Source organism: Arthrobacter sp. TJ-254, from assembly GCF_058269175.1.
This window is the reverse complement of record NZ_JBZCNF010000001.1, coordinates 851,806-869,063: the sequence shown is the minus strand read 5'-3', so window position 1 is coordinate 869,063 and position 17,258 is coordinate 851,806. Positions and strand designations below refer to the sequence as shown.

The window sequence follows — 17,258 nt, the reverse complement described above, 5'->3', positions numbered from 1 at the left end:
CGTGGCGGACAACTACCTCAACCTCATCAACTCCCCGCTACCCGGACGCGCTGCGAAGGCCCTCGGCCTTCCCCGCCCCGCGGTTCTGCGCCGCCACACACCCGGTGCGCCCCTGCTTGAGGGTCCGCTCCTGGTGCTCGGCAGCGGCGCCGGGGCTGACGCAGTATCCCGCGCCGCCCTTGAGTGGAACCTTGACGTGCGCCGCCATGCCGCACCCTCGGACAAGTTCGGCGCCGTCGTCGTGGTCCTCGATGAGGCCTCGCGGCCCGAGGACCTGGCCGCCCCAATGCTCACGCTGGGCGCCGCCCTGCGGCAGATGCTTCCCTGCGGCCGCGTCATCACCGTGTCCAGACCCGCAGCGGAATCCTCCGAGCCTGCCGTCGCCGCCGCCCGCCAAGGCGTCGACGGGGCGCTGCGGTCCGTCGCCCGGGAGCTCCGGTCGGGGGCCACAGCCAACGGCATCGTCCTCACAGCGGGAGCGGCAGCCGATTCCGGCACCGCCCTGGCGGCCCTGCGCTTCCTGCTGTCCGCCAGGAGCGCGTACGTCGACGGGCAGTTCATCGCCGTGGCCCCGGTTCCGGGAACGGAGGCGCACGATCCGGAGGTGCCCCTGGCCGGCAGGACCGCCGTGGTCACGGGCGCTGCCCGGGGGATCGGCGCCAAGATCGCCGAGGTGCTCCACCGGGACGGCGCGCAGGTGGTCGTTGTCGATGTTCCCGCCGCCGGGGAGCAGCTCGCGGCCGTTGCCAACAGCATCAACGGCACGGCCTTGCAGGTCGACATCACCGAGCAGGACGCAGCGTCCCGGATCCTGAAGCATGTCAGTGAACGGTACGGGTCACTGGATATCCTCGTTCACAATGCCGGCATCACCCGTGACAAGCTGCTGGCCAACATGGACGAGGCACGCTGGAACTTCGTCACGGCGGTCAACATCTCCTCCCAGCTGCGCATCAACGAGGAACTCCTCGCATCGGACACGTTCGCTGCCGACGGAAGGATCATCAGCCTCGCCTCGACCAGCGGCATCGCGGGGAACCGGGGGCAGAGCAACTACGCCGCCTCGAAGGCCGGCGTGATCGGCATGGTCCGGGCCACGGCCGCGGGGATCGACGGCGGAGGACGGACCATCAACGCCGTAGCTCCGGGTTTCATCGAGACCGAGATGACGTCGAAAATCCCACTGCTCACCCGGGAGGTGGCCCGCCGGCTCAGCAGCCTGCAGCAGGGAGGGCAGCCGGTGGACGTCGCCGAGACGATCGCCTTCCTCGCATCCGGCCCCGCCGCCGGAATCAACGGGCAGGTGATCCGCGTGTGCGGGCAGAACCTGGTCGGCGCATGAGCGACGTCGCCCTCGCCGGCGTGCCCGCGCTCTCCGACCTGTACCGGCGGGCGGGCCTGCTCGCCGCCCGCCGGAAGCTCACCCGCGTCCGGCCGGCGCTTGTCCTTCCCGCCGCCCGCCACACCTCCACCGGCATTTCGGTCGACCCGGCGCACCTGACCGCGTATCAGCACACGGTGGGAGCCACAGCACGGGACTCCCTGCCCTCCTCCTACCTCCACACCCTCGCGTTTCCCGTTGCGATGAGCGTCCTGGCCCGTGAGGACTTCCCGCTGCCGCTGCTGGGCCTCGTGCACCTCGGGAACGCCGTAAAGCAGCAACGCCCCATTGACGCCGCCGAGCGTCTCGACGTGACAGCGTTCGCAGAAAACCTGCGGCCTCACCGGTCCGGGACCCAGGTGGACCTCGTCGCCGAGGTCTCGGTGGCCGGGGAACCGGTCTGGACGGGGCGCTCAACCTACCTGGCCCGCGGCACCGGTTCGGCGAATGGTGTTGACCGGGTGCCGGCCGGCGGGCCCTTCACGCCCCCGCCGCCGACTGCCGTATGGCACCTCGGCTCAGATGCCGGGCGCCGTTACGCGGCGGTGTCGGGGGACTGGAACCCCATCCACCTCAGCGCTCCTTCGGCGCGCGCCCTCGGCATGAAGGGTGCGATTGCGCACGGGATGTACCTGGCGGCGCGGATGGTCGAGCAGGCGCGGCCGAGCGGGTCCGGGTCAGCGCCTGGAATCTTCGAATGGGCCATCGACTTCGCCACACCGGTGCTGCTTCCCCTGAAGGTCGCCGTTGCCCTGCGGCAGTCCCCGGACCAGCACTCGCCGGAGCAGCTTCGAACCGACGTCGTCGCCTGGTCCGGCGAGGCCCGGCGCCCCCACTTCACGGGCTGGGTCACCGAACGCGCAGGGTGAGCGGCGACGGCGCCGCCGGACCCGAAGCGCGGAACCGCGGTGCAAACACCGGTGCCTCCCGCTCTAGACTGGGCGAATGATCGAAGAAGAACTGCTGACCCGCGCCCGGGAACTCGACGCCAAGGATCCCCTTGCCGGCTACGTGTCGCGTTTCGTCACCGATGACAACGACGGCATCGTCGCCTACCTCGACGGGAATTCGCTCGGCAGGCCCCTTGCGGCGACCCTTGACACGCTGCCCGAGTTCATCAGGAGCCAATGGGGCGGGCGCCTGATCCGGGGGTGGGACGAGGGCTGGCTGGAGCTGCCGCAGCGCCTCGGTGACCGGCTCGGCGCGGTGGCCCTGGGCGCGGCGCCCGGTCAGTGCATCGTTGCCGATTCAACGAGCGTGCTCCTGTACAAGCTCGCCCGTGCCGCCGTCGCAGCGGCCCCGGGCCGCACGGAGATTGTCATCGACCGCGAGAACTTCCCGACCGACCGCTTCCTCATGGAGGGCATCGCCCGGGAACGGGCGCTGACCATCCGCTGGCTGGATGTACCGCCCAACGCCGGCGCGACAGTGCAGGCGGTTGCGGGCGCCGTCGGGCCGAAGACCGCGCTGGTGGTCCTCAGCCATGTCGCCTACCGTTCCGGCTACGCGGCCGACGTTCCGGGCATCACCGCCGTGGTCCACGACGTTGGCGCCCGCGTCCTGTGGGACCTGAGCCACTCCGTGGGGTCGGTCCCGGCCGAACTCGATGCGTGGGGCGTGGACTACGCCGCCGGGTGCAGCTACAAGTACCTCAACGGCGGGCCGGGTGCTCCCGCCTGGGCATATGTGGCGGCTCGGCACCTCAATGACTTCGAGCAGCCAATCCAGGGCTGGCTTGGCAGCGCGGACCCCTTCGCCATGGGCAGCTCATACGAGCCTGCGCCGGGGATCCGCCGGATCGTCTCGGGCACTCCGCCGATCGTTGGAATGCTTGCGCTGCAGGACATGATCGGACTCCTTGAGGAGGTGGGGATGGCTGCGGTGCGCGAGAAGTCCGTGGCACTGACCGGCTTCGCCGCAGAGGCCGTCGAGGCCCTCCTCGGCCGCTTCGGTGTTGGTGTCTCCTCGCCGGCTGCCCCGGGCGAGCGTGGAGGACACATCACCATCGACCACCCCAGCTTCGAGGGAATGGTTCCCGAGCTGTGGGCCGAGGGAGTCATCCCGGACTACCGCAATCCCTCGGGGATACGCCTTGGACTCTCTCCGCTGTCCACCACCTTCGAGGAAACGCTCGCCGGCGTCACCGGCATCGCGCGCAGGATGACCGGTAAGTAATCGGCGCGGAAGAATCACGGCAGCCGCGCGGTTTTCGGGGCGCCCGGCTGTAAGGTGTCGGTATTCCCCGTTCACGCTAAACGACCCTGATTCCGCGGAGGCCATACATGGTTAGCAACGACAGCGGCATCCGAAACGAGCAGATGAGTTCCCTGCTGCAGGACATGGTGCTGGACAGCGACGACGTCGGACAATTCCTGACAGAGCTGGTGAAGCTCGCTGCCGCAACCCTCGAGGGGGAAAACGGCGAAATGCTGTGCGGCGTGACCCTCCTGCGCCACCGGCGGGCGGGCACAGTGGCCAGCAGCAGCGAACATGCCCAGAAGATGGACGAGATCCAGTACAACTTTGAGGATGGACCGTGCCTGCGGGCGGCACGCGAGAAGAAGCTCGTCCATGTTCGGGACGTCCGTGAAGACAACCGCTTTCCCGAATACCGGGAAGCAATCCAGGAACACGGCCTCTACTCGATCCTCGGTGTCCCGATTCTCCTCGAAGGTGATGCGAGCGCGGGGCTGAACCTGTACTCGACGGAGGCGAACGCGTTCGACGACAACGCCATTGCCGCAGCCGAACAGTTCGCCGACGAGGCGTCGAAGGCGCTGCGCCTCTCGGTGCGCATCGCGAAGCTCACCGACTCAACGAAAGACCTCAAGGCGGCGATGGATTCCCGCACGACGATCGATCTTGCCGTGGGGATCATCATGGGGCAGAACCGCTGCAGCCAGGAGGCTGCGTTCGAGATCCTGCAGTCGGCCTCGAGTTCGCGGAATATGAAGCTGCGCGATGTCGCTGCCGCACTCGTGGCCTCGACCGGCAACGGGCCGGTCAAAACCCACTTCGATGGCTAGCGCCCCTGTCTTCGGCACCGTCGCCGGAAGCCGCCCCGGTACAACACCGGCTGCAACGGCTTGGGGCCCGTGAGCGCTTTTGGTGAGGCGTGGTGGAATTCCTTCGCCGGAGCGTTTGTCGCCGTTGCCCCGCCTGTCCTGACGCCGCCCTTTCTGGCGCTGATCCTGGGCGCGGCGTTCGCCGCAACGGTGCCCCGGCCCGCGTGGCGGTACTCGGGCCTTTTCGTCACAGTCGTCCACGAGCTTGGACACACCTTTGCCGCGCTCTCGACCCTGCAGCGCGTGAGCGGCATCCGCTTGCGGTTCGATCAGTCGGGTACAACGACGAGCCGGGGGCGCGCCGGCTGGAAGACCGTGTGGACGGGCTTTTGGGGATACCCCGCGCCCGCGCTCGTCGGACTGCTTCTGGTGTGGGCGGCTGGATCGGGCTGGTCCGCTGCAGCGCTGTCCGTCGGGTCCGTGGTCCTGCTGCTGCTGGTTCTCCTGATCCGCAACGCCCAGGGCTTCCTCATCGCTGGGGCAGCAGCGGCCGCGGCAGCCCTCCTTGTGGCCTATGCCCCGCCGCCGGTGGTTGCCGGGGTGACGCTCAGCGGGGGGCTCGGTCTCCTGGTTGGGTCGCTGCGTGACTGGATGAACGTTGTGAGGCTCCACCGGCGCGGTGGGCGGGGGCGGCTCGGCTCGGACGCCCACCTGCTCCAGGAACGGACAGGGGTCCCTTCAGCCGTGTGGCTCTGCCTGTTTGCCGTGGTGATTGCCGGGGCCGGTATCGGCAGCGCTTATCTACTCGCCGGAAGTGTGGTGCTGGGTATCCGCTGAAGAGGGCGCCCGGTCAGGCGGCCATTCTCAGCCGGGCCTCGGGGGCCAGCGCTGCAGCGAGGGGCATCGTGAGGAGTTCAACCTGACGGGCGCTCAGCACACCGGGCACGACAACCGCCAGGTGCGCTGCCTGGAGTGCCGCGGTGATGTGGTGGGTACCGGCAAGACCGCCCATGACGCCGCTGACCAGGGAACGGATACGGTCGTAGTCCCGCTTCGAGGCGTGGTGAGCCAGAGTCGCAAGCGCGTCGCGGTAGGCAACGTGTTCGTGGACGCGAAGGCTCTCCGCAGCGACGGTGTGCAACTGCTCCGGCGTCCAGACGACGTCGAAGATTTCGGAGGCGGGAAGGGCAGCGGTGTTCACAGAAGGGCTCCAGGTGGGGGTACGGCCGCGATTCCTGCGACAGGGTTATTGAACGCTGTCCACCGCCCATCTATGCCCGGCGCCGGGCATAGACGGCGTGGCGGCCGGTTTTCCCGGCGTGGCGTCGCAGCGCCGGGCGCTCGGGGTGAGCCGGCACACGGTGCCGCCGCGGCCCATGCCGGCCATCGAACATCGCCTTCTCAACGCGGTATGCCCGGCACGACCGGTGCCGGGCTTACGCGGTAGGACCGCCGCGCAGGCTCCGGAACGGACGGGACCTGCACAGCGCGCCTGCACCCCCCGGGGCTCAACCCCGGTGGGGGCGTTCTACCGGGGGCGGGACGCACCGACGGCAGCAGCGGCGTCGACCAGCCCCGTCCCGCAGCCACCGGTGCCACACCCTCCGGGGAAAGGCCGGGCGGTGCGCTTGAGCGTCTGCTCCACCTGGGCGGGGGTGAGCCTGGGGTTGAGCGAAATCATGAGCGCTGCCGCTCCGGAGACGTGGGGCGCTGCCATGGATGTCCCCAGCATGTAGGTGTAGCTCTCAGCGCCCGGGCGTGCTGTTCCGCTGTTCCAGGTGGAGATGATCCCGCTCCCAGTGGGGGAGGGGTCTCCTCCGGGAGCGCTGATGTCTACGCCGGGTCCGTAGTTCGAATACGGCGCGCGGCCGCCCTGGGTTCCGGTGGCACCGACCGTCACCACGTTCTGGCAGTTGGCCGGAGTCGACCCGGCGACGGGTGCGTTCTCGTTGCCCGCGGCGGCCACAACGACGGCGTTTCCTGCGTTCACCGCGTAGTTGACGGCTCCCTGCATTGTGGCGCTGCACGGTTCGTTCCCGCCCAAGCTGAGATTGATGACGCGGGCCGGTGTGCGGTTCACCGGGAGCCCGGGCACGCGCCCGCCGGCTGCCCACACCAGCGCCGCGGCGATGTCACTAGTCCACCCTCCACACTGGCCGAGGGCGCGGATTGGCTGGATCTTGGCGTTGTGGGCGATACCCGCCACGCCCCTGCCGTTGTTCGCCGCCGCGGCGATGGTGCCTGCCACATGGGTGCCGTGCCAGGAGGACGGCGTATCAAGCTCGGCACACCAGTCACCCGGGTCGGAGGGGTCAGCGTCGCGGCCGTCCCCGTCCCCGGAGAGGGCGGTATCGGCGATCATGTCATAGCCGGGAAGCAGGTTCGGCGCGAGATCGCTGTGTGCGGTGATTCCGGTATCGACGACCGCCACCCTCACCCCGGCCCCCGTCGAGAGGTCCCATGCCGCGGGGACCCGCATTCCCGCGGCCCCGAACAGGCCCCACTGCTGCGGGAAGTACGGGTCGTTCACCGTGGCAGCGGGATGAAGGAACTGATCCGGTTCGGCGTACTCCACGTCCGGTCGGGCTTCAAGCGCAGCCACAACCCTTCCCGCATCCGCTTCGCTCAAGTTACCTGCCGCCTGGAGCACGGCTGCCCCGTCGAAGGTCTGGCGGATCTCCTTCATCGAGATTCCGACGCTGCTGACCACCTGCCGGAACGCCTCGGCGCGCTCGCCGGAGGAGGCTCCGGCAGGCTGGTCGAACTTCACGATGAACCGGTCGGGCGGCTGCACCCCGGTATCCACCCGGACCGTTCCGGCGGGAGCGGCGGGAGCTGGTGGGGGATCGGCGGTGGCCGCTGCCGGATGGACGGCGAGTGAACCGACGAGAACGGCGACGGCGCAGGTGGCGGCCTTGGAAAGGTAATGGCGTGCATCTTTTGGCATGGGGGTCCTCAAAGTGATGCGGCGCTGCCCGGATCAGCAGGAACTGCTGTCCACTTGCAGCAGGTCAGACGGGTCGCTGTGTCCCTACAAATGCTATCGGCGACGCCCCCACCTGAGAATGGAGGCGGGTCAGCTATCTGCCCGGGGGTTGACGTGGGACAAACGTTGTACGACCGTGATCCGGCCGACTGTTCAAGCCGGCGACGGCGGTTGTAGAGTCCTCCTCAGTACGCGGCTTGTGGGGGCAGCCGGGTGCCAAATCGCACTCGTGTGCGGGCTGAACAGAGCCCCAGCCACGGTTTTCGATGAGTCCACACCCTATTCCGCCGTGCTTTCCGCGCGCCGTCAGGGCATGTATTTCAAAGGAGCCATCCACACCTCTCATAGACAGGCAATTACGTTGAAGAAATCACCCGTCCTTGCACTCTCACTCGCCGCGGTCCTTCTCGCCGGGTGCAGCCCGGCTCAGGACGTTTCGGGATCGCCGGACCGCCCGGCCTCGAGCGCACCAGCCAGCGCCACACCTGCCGACGCCGCACCGACCACGCAGGCTCCGGAACCGACGGCCACCCCGGCACCGACGACGACGCCGGCCGAGGAAGAACCAACGCCCACTCCCGCGGCTGAAGCGCCAGCCGCAGCACCGGCCGCAGCTCCGGCCCCGGCTCAAGCGCCAGCCGCAGCACCGGCACCGGCCGCAGCACCGGCACCCATGCCGGAGGCACCCGTTCCGGCCCAGCCCGCCGTACACGCTCCGGCAGCGACCTACCCCGACCTCGTTCCCTCCTCGCGCGAGGATGAGGTCCGGGTCACCCGCGAGGCGGGAAGCTCCTGGAACATCTCCGGCGGCGGTTACGCCCCGGGCGCTGCGGTACACGTCATGTTCGGTCCGTACCAGACGGATCGATCGCTGATCGGAGATGCGGTTGCATACGCCGACGCCAATGGGTGTTACTCAATGCGGATCACCCTCTCGGCGGACCTCGCACCGGGCACCTACGGGGTCATGACCCGGCCCGAGCCCCTCTCGGAGGAAGGCAAGAGATTCGCGATCGTTGATGTCGTGGCGCCGTCCTGACAGCGGGCCCGCCGTCCTCCGCGGGCGGCGGGCCAGTGCAGCCTGCTCGGCGGTGCCCCGCAGGCGGAGGGCGCGTCGCCGCAACGCATCCGCGCTACGGGTTTCCGCCGGGACCGTGCTGTTGCCGCGACCGATCCCGGCGCCAGCCCATCCAGTACGTTGCGGCAAGGACAAGGAAGAGGGCCGCGAGAAGCGGATGGAGCATCCGGTCGGGATCGAAAACCCAGATGATCAGCCAGCACACGCTCACGAACGCGCTGAATCCGGCAAGCAAGAGCTTGACCCAGGTGGCACTGATGGGCGTCTGCGCCATGCCCCAAGCCTAACTCCATGAAGCACATCGCGCCCCGGGAATTAGTCGCCGCAGCCTGGGAGTGTTTCCGGGTCCCGGTCGGGGGCTTTGACCTTCGCATCGGAGACGTCGCAGCTGCGGAGGGAAGCCTCGAAATCCTCTTCCATTGGGAGCATGACCCGCTGCTGTACGGCGTGCGGATCGTGCACCCGGACACGACCGACTCGCCGTCCTGGCAGGCCTGGGATCCCGCAACGGTCGGTGAGTGGGTCGAATACGCGGTCCGGCAGACGCTGATCGAGGAACTCATCACCGGTCTTCTGAACCGTGCCGGGCGGACCTTCGACGGCACGGTGACCTGGGTCAGCATGAACCCGCCAGGCACCTGATTGGCGGGGTACGTCCTCCGGCCGCGCCGGGCCCATTCGCGACGAATCAACGCGGGGCAAAACGTCCATCATGACTCCCAGGCCGCGCCGGGATTTACTGCGGTGTGAGCTTGTCGCCCTGCGACACCCAGACTCGGCCGACGGCGCCAAGGTGGTCCTCCTGGCAACGAGTGGCCTTCTCCTGCAGAGCATCCGAGGCCGCCTGGTCCCCGCTATAGGAGGAGCCAAAGCCCAGCTGCTGGTCATCCATCTGCCGTACCGGCTCGACCGTCATACCTGCCGCGGCCACGCAGGCATGGGCCTCGGCAACCGCGCCCCGGTACTCGGCTTCGGTGACGTGCAGGTCGGCGAGGATCGCCTGCTGATACTGAGTTGACCCATCGCGCAGTTCCCGCTTGGCGTCCTCCGACAGGTAGTTGAACGAACACGCCGCAAGGACGGCGATGAGCGCGCCGGCGCTCACGATCTTCCCTGTTTCCCCCATGTCCCCATCCTCGCAGGGACGCCGCCGGAAAGGAACGGGACAGGCAGCCTCGCCATAGCGGCAGGGGTACGCCTGCGTACATCCGCCTCCTCCCGCGGAGGAAACCGTTAAAACAGAAAAGCCCCGGAGATCCGGGGCTTTTCACTGTGCGCGGAGGGGGACTTGAACCCCCACCCTCAATAAGAGGACTAGCACCTCAAGCTAGCGCGTCTGCCATTCCGCCACCCGCGCGGGTGGGCTTTTTCCGGTTGAAAACCGTCGAAAGCGGCGAAAAAAACTCTAACACGAGATATGCCGAACCGTTTAATCGAGGCGTTCCACCCGGCCCCGGCAGCCGGGTGGAAGGCGGAATTCCGGGCCTTCCTTCCCGCCGCGTCGGCTGCCCCCGGGGTGGCTCCGGCCGCGGCGTTGGGCGCTCGGTAGGCTTGGGGGAGCTACCGCCACCGAGGAGGACCTTCATGAGCATCAAACCCGAAGACGAAGTCGTACGGATCTGCCAGGAGCTCATCCGGTTCGACACCTCAAACTTCGGAGACAATGCCGGGCCGGGGGAGAGGGCCGCCGCGGAGTACACCGCCGGGCTGATCGAAGAGACGGGCCTCGCGACCGAAATCTATGAGGCGGCTCCCGGCCGGGCCTCGATCATTTCCCGCATGGAGGGAACCGACCCGTCGCTGCCCGCCCTGGTGGTCCACGGGCACCTCGACGTCGTTCCCGCCCAGAAGGAGGACTGGAGCGCCGACCCATTCGGCGGGGAGGAACGCGACGGCCTGATCTGGGGGCGCGGCGCCGTCGACATGAAGGACATGGACGCCATGATCCTTGCCGTGCTTCGGCACCTGCAGCGCAGTGGGACCCGCCCGAAGCGCGACCTGATCTTCGGGTTCTTCGCTGACGAGGAAGCCGGCGGCAAGTATGGGGCGTCGTGGCTGGTCGACAATAAGCCCGGGGTGTTCGACGGCGCCACCGAGGCCATCTCCGAGGTTGGCGGTTTCTCGGCCACAATCGGTGGGCAGCGGACCTACCTCCTGCAGACGGCGGAGAAGGGCATTTCCTGGCTGCGGCTCGTCGCGCACGGGCGCGCCGGGCACGGCTCGCAAATCAACACCGACAATGCGGTAACCCGGCTCGCGCGTGCCGTGGCGCGGGTGGGCGAGTACAAGTGGCCGATCGAGCTGACCCCGACCACCCGGCAGTTCCTCGACGGCGTGACCGAACTGACGGGCGTCGAATTCGACCCCGGCAACCCCGAACGCCTCCTCGCCGAACTGGGAACGGTGGCGCGCTTTGTCGGAGCAACCCTCCAGAACACCTCCAACCCGACGATGCTGAAAAGCGGTTACAAGCACAACGTCATCCCGGGCACTGCCGAGGCCCTGGTCGACGTGCGGACACTCCCCGGGCAGCAGGAAAAGGTGCTTGAGATAGTGCGGGAATTGGCGGGGGAGGGTGTGGAGGTCTCCTACGAGCACAAGGACGTCTCCCTGGAAGTGCCGTTCGCCGGGAACCTCGTGGACTCGATGATCGATGCCCTGCACAGCGAGGATCCCGAGGCAAAGGTCCTTCCCTACACGCTCTCCGGCGGAACCGACAACAAATCGCTGAGCCGCCTCGGGATCACGGGGTACGGATTCGCTCCGCTGCAGCTGCCCGATGAGCTTGACTTCACCGGCATGTTCCACGGAGTCGACGAACGCGTGCCTGCCGACTCGCTGCGCTTCGGGGCGAAGGTCCTGACCCGGCTGCTGAGCACCTACTGATGGTCCCGCCAACCCTCGAGGAGGATCTGCTCCCCGACTCGCTCCTGCAGGCCGTCCGACAGCGGGCGCAGGAGTACGACAGCCGCAACGCGTTCTTCACCGAGGACCTCGCCGACCTCGCCGCCGCCGGCTACCTGCGCCTGTTCTGCCCGGCCGGCTCAGGCGGTTCGGGAGCGGGGATGGTGCAGGCCGCCGCGGCCCAGCGCCGACTCGCCGCGGCAGCCCCCGCGACGGCGCTGGGCATCAACATGCACCTGGTGTGGACAGCAGTCGCCAAGCTCCTCAGCGACCGCGGAGACCCCTCACTGGAATTCATCCTCGACGAGTCCGCCGCCGGCGAGGTGTTTGCCTTCGGCCTCTCCGAGCCAGGCAATGACGCAGTGCTGTTCGATTCCCTCACCCGGGCAGACCCACAGCCCGACGGCTCGTACACGTTCACCGGTACCAAAATTTTCACGAGCCTGTCACCAGCCTGGACGCGTCTCGGGGTGTTCGGGAAGGCGACCGGGTCAGCCAGTGGGGACGACACCCTCGTGCATGGCTTCGTGACGCGCGGGACGTCCGGGGTGACAGTGGTCGAGGACTGGGATCCGCTGGGGATGCGCGCCAGCCAGTCCAACACCACCCGCCTCGAGGGCGTGCACGTTCCGGCAGCGCGGATCTTCCGGCACCTGCCGGTTGGCCCGAACGCGGATCCCATGATCTTTGCGCTCTTCGCAGCGTTCGAAACGCTGATCGCCGCGGTCTACACGGGGATCGCCGACCGGGCGCTGCAGCTGGCGGTCGAGGCCGCGAACCGCCGCACTTCGCACCAGCACGGCCTTACGCATGCCCAGGATCCCCTGGTCCGCCGGCGCATAGCCGAAGGTGCGATGCGCCTCGATGCCCTCGATGCGCAGCTGCGGGCTGTCACAACGGATCTTGACGCGGTGACCGACCATGGGCCGTTTTGGTTCGCCAAACTGGTGGGCCTGAAGACCAACGCCGTTGAAGCAGCACGGAGGCTGACCGACATGGGACTTTCGGTTTCGGGAGGTGCCGGCTACGCGGCAACGAGCGAGATCGGGCGGCTCCACCGCGACGCACTGGCCGGGCGGTTCCACCCCTCGTCCGAAGACTCGGCGCTCAATACAGTGGCGACAGCCTGGCTGGGACCGCTGGAGCGCTAGGCCGTGCGCTCGACGCGAAGGACTTTCCGGCGGAGCCAGTAACGGCGTCCTCCGCCGAGGAAAATGCAGCTGCGCTCAAGTTCCCACTTGCCGTATTCGGCGTGCTCGCTGAGGAGTTTCCGGGCAGCGGACACCGGTTCGCGGGCATTGACCGTCAAGACGAGGTACTCGTACTGGCGGGCGAAATCGCGCTTGCGCACCGTGGTTGCGTTGAGAAATTGTTCGCGCATATCCCTCCAATTTGCACCACTTTACCGATAACGTCTAACCCATGAGCTTAGATCCGCGTGTCGCGCTCCAGACCCTTGTGACTGCCCTTGAGGAGCACCTCGCGGCGTCGGCCTCGCGGAGAATGGACGACGATCCGGCGGTTGAAGCGGCGTACCTGGCCGTGGCCGACGCGTTCGAAGCGTACGAGGAAGCACTGTACGAAGCACACGGCGAGGTCACGCCGCTGGAAATCTACGATGAGTCCGATGAGGACGCCGAGGAGCTGTCGGAGGACGACCTCGACGAGGTGTCGGACGAGGAGCTGGACGAAGAACCGGTTCTGGACGAGGAACCCGTTCAAGAGCGGGTTGACAACGACCGCTGATCGGACTACTTCGCCGGAGCGGACACTTCATCGAGGACGTCGGTGATCTGGCCGGCAACGGGCTTGATCTCGGTCGCCAGCAGCTCCTTGAGCTGATGGGCCGTCCTAGCGCCAACGACGGCAGCGGCAACCACCGGCCGGCCCAGAAGCCAGCGAAGGGCCAGTTCATGGGGCTGCAGGTCGAGGCCCTGTGAGGCAGTGCACAGGGCGTCGGTGACGCGCAGCGGCCTGCCCTCGAGGTAGAACTCGACGTAGGGCGCCCAGACGTCCGAAGCTCCGCGGGAATCAGCAGGCACCCGCCCGCGGTACTTCCCTGTCAGCACGCCCCGCCCCAGGGGCCCCCAGGCCAGGATGCCGGCACCGGCCGCGGCGGCTGCCGGCGCCACCTCCCGCTCCACGCCCCTGCTGAGCAGGGAGTACTCGACTTCATTCGCGACGATCGGGAACCCGGCGGTTGCCGCGGCACGGGCGAATTCCCACCCGGCATGGTTCGAAACGCCCACATACCGGGCCCGCCCCGACACGTAGGCGGCTTCGAGGGCGCTGAGAGTTTCATTGAGCGGCACCTTGGCGTCCGGGGCCGGCGCCAGCCACAGATCCACATGGTCGGTTCCAAGCCGCGACAGGGAGGCGTCGAGCGAATCGAGGAGCCCTCGCCGTGACGAGTCAGCCGTCCGGCTTCCCGCCCGCGTTGCCCCGCCCTGGACGCTCAGCACGAGCTCCGAGCGGGCGACGACGTCTCCGATCAGTCCGCCGAGCATCGCCTCGGCCTGGCCCTCGCCGTAACGCGCGGCGGACTCGACGAGGGTGCCGCCGGCGTCGACAAAGAGCCGCAGCTGCTCGCGTGCGGTCTCGTCGTCGACCTCCTGCCCCCAGCCCATCGTTCCGAGGCCGAGCACCGAGACGGACAGGCCGCTGATTCCCACGTTTCGCCGTTGCATACAGCAAGCCTAAAGCCTGCGCCGAGAAGGTTGCTCTAGGGTCTATACATGTGAATTGGATTGAAGCCGCCATCCTGGGCCTTGTGCAGGGCCTTACGGAATTCCTGCCCATCTCCTCCAGCGCCCACCTGCGCATCGCCGGAGAACTCCTGCCCAACGCGCAGGACCCGGGTGCCGCCTTCACCGCCATCACCCAGCTGGGAACCGAGACCGCCGTCATCGTGTTCTTCTGGCGTGACATTGTCCGCATCGTCGGCGCCTGGTTCGGCTCACTGACGGGCAAGGTGAGCCGGCAGGATCCGGACGCCCGCATGGGCTGGCTGGTGATCTTGGGCAGCTTCCCGATCGTGATCCTTGGCCTGCTGTTCCAGGACCAGATCGAAAGCACGTTCCGCAGCATGTGGCTTGTTGCGACGATGCTCGTCGTCTTCGGGCTGATCCTCGCGGTGGCGGACGCCGTCGGCAGGCAGACCCGGGACCTCCAGCGGCTCACCTACCGGCACGGGATCCTCTATGGATTCGCGCAGGCGCTGGCCCTGATCCCCGGCGTTTCGCGGTCGGGTGGAACCATCACAGCCGGACTGTTCATGGGCTACACCCGCGAAGCGGCCGCACGCTACTCCTTCCTCCTTGCCGTACCTGCGGTCTTCGGCAGCGGCATCTTCCAGCTGGTCAAGAGCTTCGACAACCAGGGTCCCTATGGATTGGGGGAGACCGCACTTGCCACGGTGATCGCCTTCGGTGTCGGCTTCGCCATCATCGGCTGGTTCCTGAAGTTCGTCTCCACCCGCAGCTACGGACTCTTCGTCTGGTACCGGATCGGGCTCGGCCTCGTGCTTTTCACCCTGCTCGGGACCAACGTCATCAGCGCCTGAGCCGGTCCGCCGGCCTGCGCGACGCAGACGGCCTGTGCCGGGCAGGCGCCGCGAGAACGTAAGGTAGAAGGGTGATTGCGTGGAACTCCAGCCCCGTCCCGGACCTTCCCGGCCAGCAGTCGGGCATCGAACTGTACGACACATCCCAGGGGCGCGTCATCCCGCTGCCGCAGGAGGACAATCCGAGCCTCTATGTGTGCGGAATCACCCCCTATGATGCGACCCACATCGGGCACGCGGCCACCTACGTCGCGTTCGACCTCCTGAACCGCGTCTGGCGGGACACCGGGGCAACCGTCAGCTACGTGCAGAACGTCACCGACGTCGACGACCCGCTGCTTGAACGCGCCACCGCCACCGGTGTGGACTGGCGGGATCTGGCCGAAGACCAGATCGCACTGTTCCGTACCGATATGGAAGCCCTCAACGTCCTCGCGCCGGACCACTACGTCGGGGCGGTCGAGGCAATCGACTGGATCGTTCCGGTGGTCGAGGCACTCCGCGACGCCGGCCTTGCCTACCCCGTGCCCGGCTCCGACGGCGAGCCCGACGGCGACATCTACTTCTCGGTTGCGGCGGCCTCGGCCATGCACGGCAAGGACGACGCCCTGTGGTTCCTCGGGCAGGTCTCCAACCTGGCCGAAGACGAGATGGTCCGACTGTTCGCCGAACGCGGCGGAGACCCGGAGCGGTCCGGGAAGAAGCACGCCCTCGACCCGCTGCTGTGGCGTGTGGCCCGGACCGGTGAACCGAGCTGGGAAGGCCGAAGCCTCGGCGAGGGACGTCCGGGCTGGCACGTCGAATGCTCGGTCATCGCCCAGCGGTTCCTCCCTTCCCCCTTCACGGTGCAGGGCGGCGGATCCGATCTCATCTACCCCCACCACGAGATGAGCGCCGCACACGCCTCCGCGAGCGCCGGTGTTCCCCTGGCGCGCCACTACGCCCACTCGGGGATGGTTGGATACGACGGCGAGAAGATGAGCAAGTCTCGGGGGAACCTCGTGCTCGTCTCCAAGCTGCGGAACGACGGCGTTGAGCCTGCGGCGATCCGCCTCGCCATCCTGAATCACCACTACCGCTCCGAATGGTCCTGGACCGACGAGGTGCTGCAGGAGGCCACGGCGCGCCTCGGAGCCTGGCGCCGGGCGCTGGGCACCTCGACCGCCGCATCGACCGAGACCCTGATTAAGGACCTGCGGGCCGCGCTTGCCGCCGACCTCAACGCTCCCGAAGCGCTGCGGGCGGTAGACCGGTGGGCGGAGACGGCTGCGGCAGCCGGTCTCCCGGCAGGCACCGCCGACGGTGCCCGGGCAACCGCCGAGGCGCTTGACGCCCTGCTCGGCATCCGCCTGTAGGCACGGAACGCGCCTCCAGGCGCAAGGCGGCTCCGGAAGACGACGGCGGGACCGGCGCGCCGCCCCGGGAGTCCGGCAGCTACTGCTCGCGCCGGCGTTTCTTGAGGTAGCGCTCGAACTCCCGCGCAATCGACTCGCCGCTGGCCTCGGGCAGGTCCACCGTGTCCTTGGCCTCCTCGAGCTGCCTCACGTACGCAGCCACCTCGGGATCTTCGGTGGCGAGTTCGTCAACGCCGCGCTCCCACGCCTCCGACTCCTCGCTGAGCACCTGCGTCTCCAGGTTGACCTGCAGCAGTTCCTCAAGCCGGTTCAGCAGCGCCAGCTGGGCCTTGGGCGACGGCGACTGCCCCACGTAATGGGGCACGGCCGCCCAGAGGGACATCGTCGGGATATCGGCGAGCAGGCCCACCTCCGCCAGCACCCCGACAATCCCGATCGGACCCTCGTAGGTTGACGGCTCGACCTCGAGGCCCTCGCGCAGCAGCTCGTCATCGGAAGTAACGGTCACGGGAATCGGACGCGAATGGGGGACGTCGGCAAGCAGTGCGCCGACCAGGACGATGCAGTCGACCTTCAGCTCCTTCGCTGAGGCGACAAGTTCGGCGGTGTAGGCACGCCACTTGTAGGAAGGCTCGACGCCGTGAACGAGGATGAGGTCGACGTTCGAACCGGGCACGGGCGCCCGGCTGATCTTCGTCGTCGGCCATTTGATCCTCCGCTGCCCAGCGGCGTTGCGCTTGATCATCGGGCGGGTGAACTGAAAATCGTAAAACTCGTCGGCGTCAATCGTCGAAATCTTCTCGCTGCCAAGATAGCGGCCCACGAACCGCAGGGCGTCGCTTGCCGCTTCGCCGGCGTCGTTCCACCCCTCGAACGCGGCGAGCATGATGGTGACGCGCCGGTCGGGGTTCGCGTCGTCCTGAAAGAGGTCGCGCACGCCGTGCGGCTGGCTGTCGTCGAAGGTGTTCACTTCTTCACCCTAAACCT

General features: G+C 67.9%; 19 protein-coding genes and 1 tRNA gene. 12 read left to right on the top strand and 8 right to left on the bottom strand.

Features of this window, described 5'->3' with window-relative positions; translation table 11 throughout:
- The first annotated feature begins 1 nt into the window (after position 1).
- From AC4D14_RS04165 to AC4D14_RS04145, 5 genes are all read left to right on the top strand, one after another.
- Positions 2-1,342, top strand: a complete 1,341-nt coding sequence (locus AC4D14_RS04165; RefSeq protein WP_490900304.1) for a 3-oxoacyl-ACP reductase — start codon at positions 2-4, stop codon at positions 1,340-1,342.
- Positions 1,339-2,250, top strand: coding sequence for a MaoC family dehydratase (locus AC4D14_RS04160; RefSeq protein ID WP_490900303.1), 912 nt, complete (start codon positions 1,339-1,341; stop codon positions 2,248-2,250). Before AC4D14_RS04165 ends, AC4D14_RS04160 begins: the two co-directional genes overlap by 4 nt.
- A 76-nt stretch (positions 2,251-2,326) precedes the next feature.
- Complete coding sequence (locus AC4D14_RS04155) at positions 2,327-3,556, top strand: kynureninase (RefSeq protein ID WP_490900302.1); 1,230 nt, start codon at positions 2,327-2,329, stop codon at positions 3,554-3,556.
- Positions 3,557-3,663: 107 nt separating this feature from the next.
- Positions 3,664-4,407, top strand: coding sequence for a GAF and ANTAR domain-containing protein (locus AC4D14_RS04150; protein WP_490900301.1), 744 nt, complete (start codon positions 3,664-3,666; stop codon positions 4,405-4,407).
- A 69-nt stretch (positions 4,408-4,476) separates the two neighbouring features.
- A complete protein-coding gene (locus AC4D14_RS04145) occupies positions 4,477-5,223 on the top strand; it encodes a M50 family metallopeptidase (RefSeq protein ID WP_490900300.1) in 747 nt (248 codons plus the stop codon).
- A gap of 13 nt (positions 5,224-5,236) precedes the next feature.
- Here AC4D14_RS04145 and AC4D14_RS04140 read toward each other — a convergent pair whose 3' ends face one another.
- Together AC4D14_RS04140 and AC4D14_RS04135 are read right to left on the bottom strand one after the other, a co-directional pair.
- Positions 5,237-5,587: a hypothetical protein gene (locus AC4D14_RS04140; protein WP_490900299.1), complete on the bottom strand. Its 351-nt coding sequence runs from the start codon at positions 5,585-5,587 to the stop codon at positions 5,237-5,239.
- Positions 5,588-5,914: 327 nt separating this feature from the next.
- The gene (locus AC4D14_RS04135; RefSeq protein WP_490900298.1) at positions 5,915-7,333 is read right to left on the bottom strand and encodes a S8 family serine peptidase; all 1,419 of its coding nucleotides are present in this window, start codon (positions 7,331-7,333) and stop codon (positions 5,915-5,917) included.
- A gap of 400 nt (positions 7,334-7,733) precedes the next feature.
- Here AC4D14_RS04135 and AC4D14_RS04130 point away from each other — a divergent pair, with 400 nt between their 5' ends.
- On the top strand, positions 7,734-8,411 hold the full coding sequence (locus tag AC4D14_RS04130; RefSeq protein ID WP_490900297.1) for a hypothetical protein: 678 nt from the start codon (positions 7,734-7,736) through the stop codon (positions 8,409-8,411).
- A 94-nt stretch (positions 8,412-8,505) separates the two neighbouring features.
- Here the strand turns inward: AC4D14_RS04130 and AC4D14_RS04125 are convergent, their stop codons facing one another.
- On the bottom strand, positions 8,506-8,724 hold the full coding sequence (locus AC4D14_RS04125; RefSeq protein ID WP_490900296.1) for a hypothetical protein: 219 nt from the start codon (positions 8,722-8,724) through the stop codon (positions 8,506-8,508).
- Between the two features lie 17 nt (positions 8,725-8,741).
- Between AC4D14_RS04125 and AC4D14_RS04120 the strand changes: the two genes are divergently transcribed.
- The gene (locus tag AC4D14_RS04120; RefSeq protein WP_490900295.1) at positions 8,742-9,092 is read left to right on the top strand and encodes a hypothetical protein; all 351 of its coding nucleotides are present in this window, start codon (positions 8,742-8,744) and stop codon (positions 9,090-9,092) included.
- A gap of 94 nt (positions 9,093-9,186) precedes the next feature.
- On the opposite strand, the gene AC4D14_RS04115 is transcribed toward AC4D14_RS04120, so the two are convergent.
- Together AC4D14_RS04115 and AC4D14_RS04110 are read right to left on the bottom strand one after the other, a co-directional pair.
- Positions 9,187-9,576, bottom strand: a complete 390-nt coding sequence (locus tag AC4D14_RS04115; protein ID WP_490900294.1) for a hypothetical protein — start codon at positions 9,574-9,576, stop codon at positions 9,187-9,189.
- Positions 9,577-9,723: 147 nt separating this feature from the next.
- A tRNA-Leu gene (locus AC4D14_RS04110) sits at positions 9,724-9,807 on the bottom strand.
- Positions 9,808-10,034: 227 nt separating this feature from the next.
- Here AC4D14_RS04110 and AC4D14_RS04105 point away from each other — a divergent pair.
- Together AC4D14_RS04105 and AC4D14_RS04100 are read left to right on the top strand one after the other, a co-directional pair.
- Positions 10,035-11,336 carry a M20/M25/M40 family metallo-hydrolase gene (locus AC4D14_RS04105; protein ID WP_490900293.1) on the top strand — a complete coding sequence of 434 codons (1,302 nt, stop codon included), beginning with the start codon at positions 10,035-10,037 and terminating at the stop codon, positions 11,334-11,336.
- Entirely contained in the window at positions 11,336-12,505 is a 1,170-nt protein-coding gene (locus AC4D14_RS04100; protein WP_490900292.1) for an acyl-CoA dehydrogenase family protein, read from the top strand. Before AC4D14_RS04105 ends, AC4D14_RS04100 begins: the two co-directional genes overlap by 1 nt.
- On the opposite strand, the gene AC4D14_RS04095 is transcribed toward AC4D14_RS04100, so the two are convergent.
- Positions 12,502-12,735, bottom strand: coding sequence for a DUF5703 family protein (locus AC4D14_RS04095; RefSeq protein WP_490900291.1), 234 nt, complete (start codon positions 12,733-12,735; stop codon positions 12,502-12,504). The genes AC4D14_RS04100 and AC4D14_RS04095 overlap by 4 nt on opposite strands.
- A 41-nt stretch (positions 12,736-12,776) precedes the next feature.
- Here AC4D14_RS04095 and AC4D14_RS04090 point away from each other — a divergent pair, with 41 nt between their 5' ends.
- Positions 12,777-13,100, top strand: coding sequence for a hypothetical protein (locus AC4D14_RS04090; RefSeq protein ID WP_490900290.1), 324 nt, complete (start codon positions 12,777-12,779; stop codon positions 13,098-13,100).
- A gap of 5 nt (positions 13,101-13,105) precedes the next feature.
- On the opposite strand, the gene AC4D14_RS04085 is transcribed toward AC4D14_RS04090, so the two are convergent.
- Positions 13,106-14,041, bottom strand: a complete 936-nt coding sequence (locus tag AC4D14_RS04085; protein ID WP_490900289.1) for an aldo/keto reductase — start codon at positions 14,039-14,041, stop codon at positions 13,106-13,108.
- Positions 14,042-14,091: 50 nt separating this feature from the next.
- On the opposite strand from AC4D14_RS04085, the gene AC4D14_RS04080 reads away from it, so the two are divergent.
- Complete coding sequence (locus AC4D14_RS04080; RefSeq protein ID WP_490900288.1) at positions 14,092-14,916, top strand: undecaprenyl-diphosphate phosphatase; 825 nt, start codon at positions 14,092-14,094, stop codon at positions 14,914-14,916.
- 71 nt (positions 14,917-14,987) lie between these two features.
- Positions 14,988-16,271 carry a cysteine--1-D-myo-inosityl 2-amino-2-deoxy-alpha-D-glucopyranoside ligase gene (gene mshC / locus AC4D14_RS04075; protein WP_490900287.1) on the top strand — a complete coding sequence of 428 codons (1,284 nt, stop codon included), beginning with the start codon at positions 14,988-14,990 and terminating at the stop codon, positions 16,269-16,271.
- Positions 16,272-16,350: 79 nt separating this feature from the next.
- Here the strand turns inward: mshC and AC4D14_RS04070 are convergent, their stop codons facing one another.
- Positions 16,351-17,208, bottom strand: a complete 858-nt coding sequence (locus tag AC4D14_RS04070) for a PAC2 family protein (protein WP_490900488.1) — start codon at positions 17,206-17,208, stop codon at positions 16,351-16,353.
- Between the last annotated feature and the right edge of the window lie 50 nt (positions 17,209-17,258).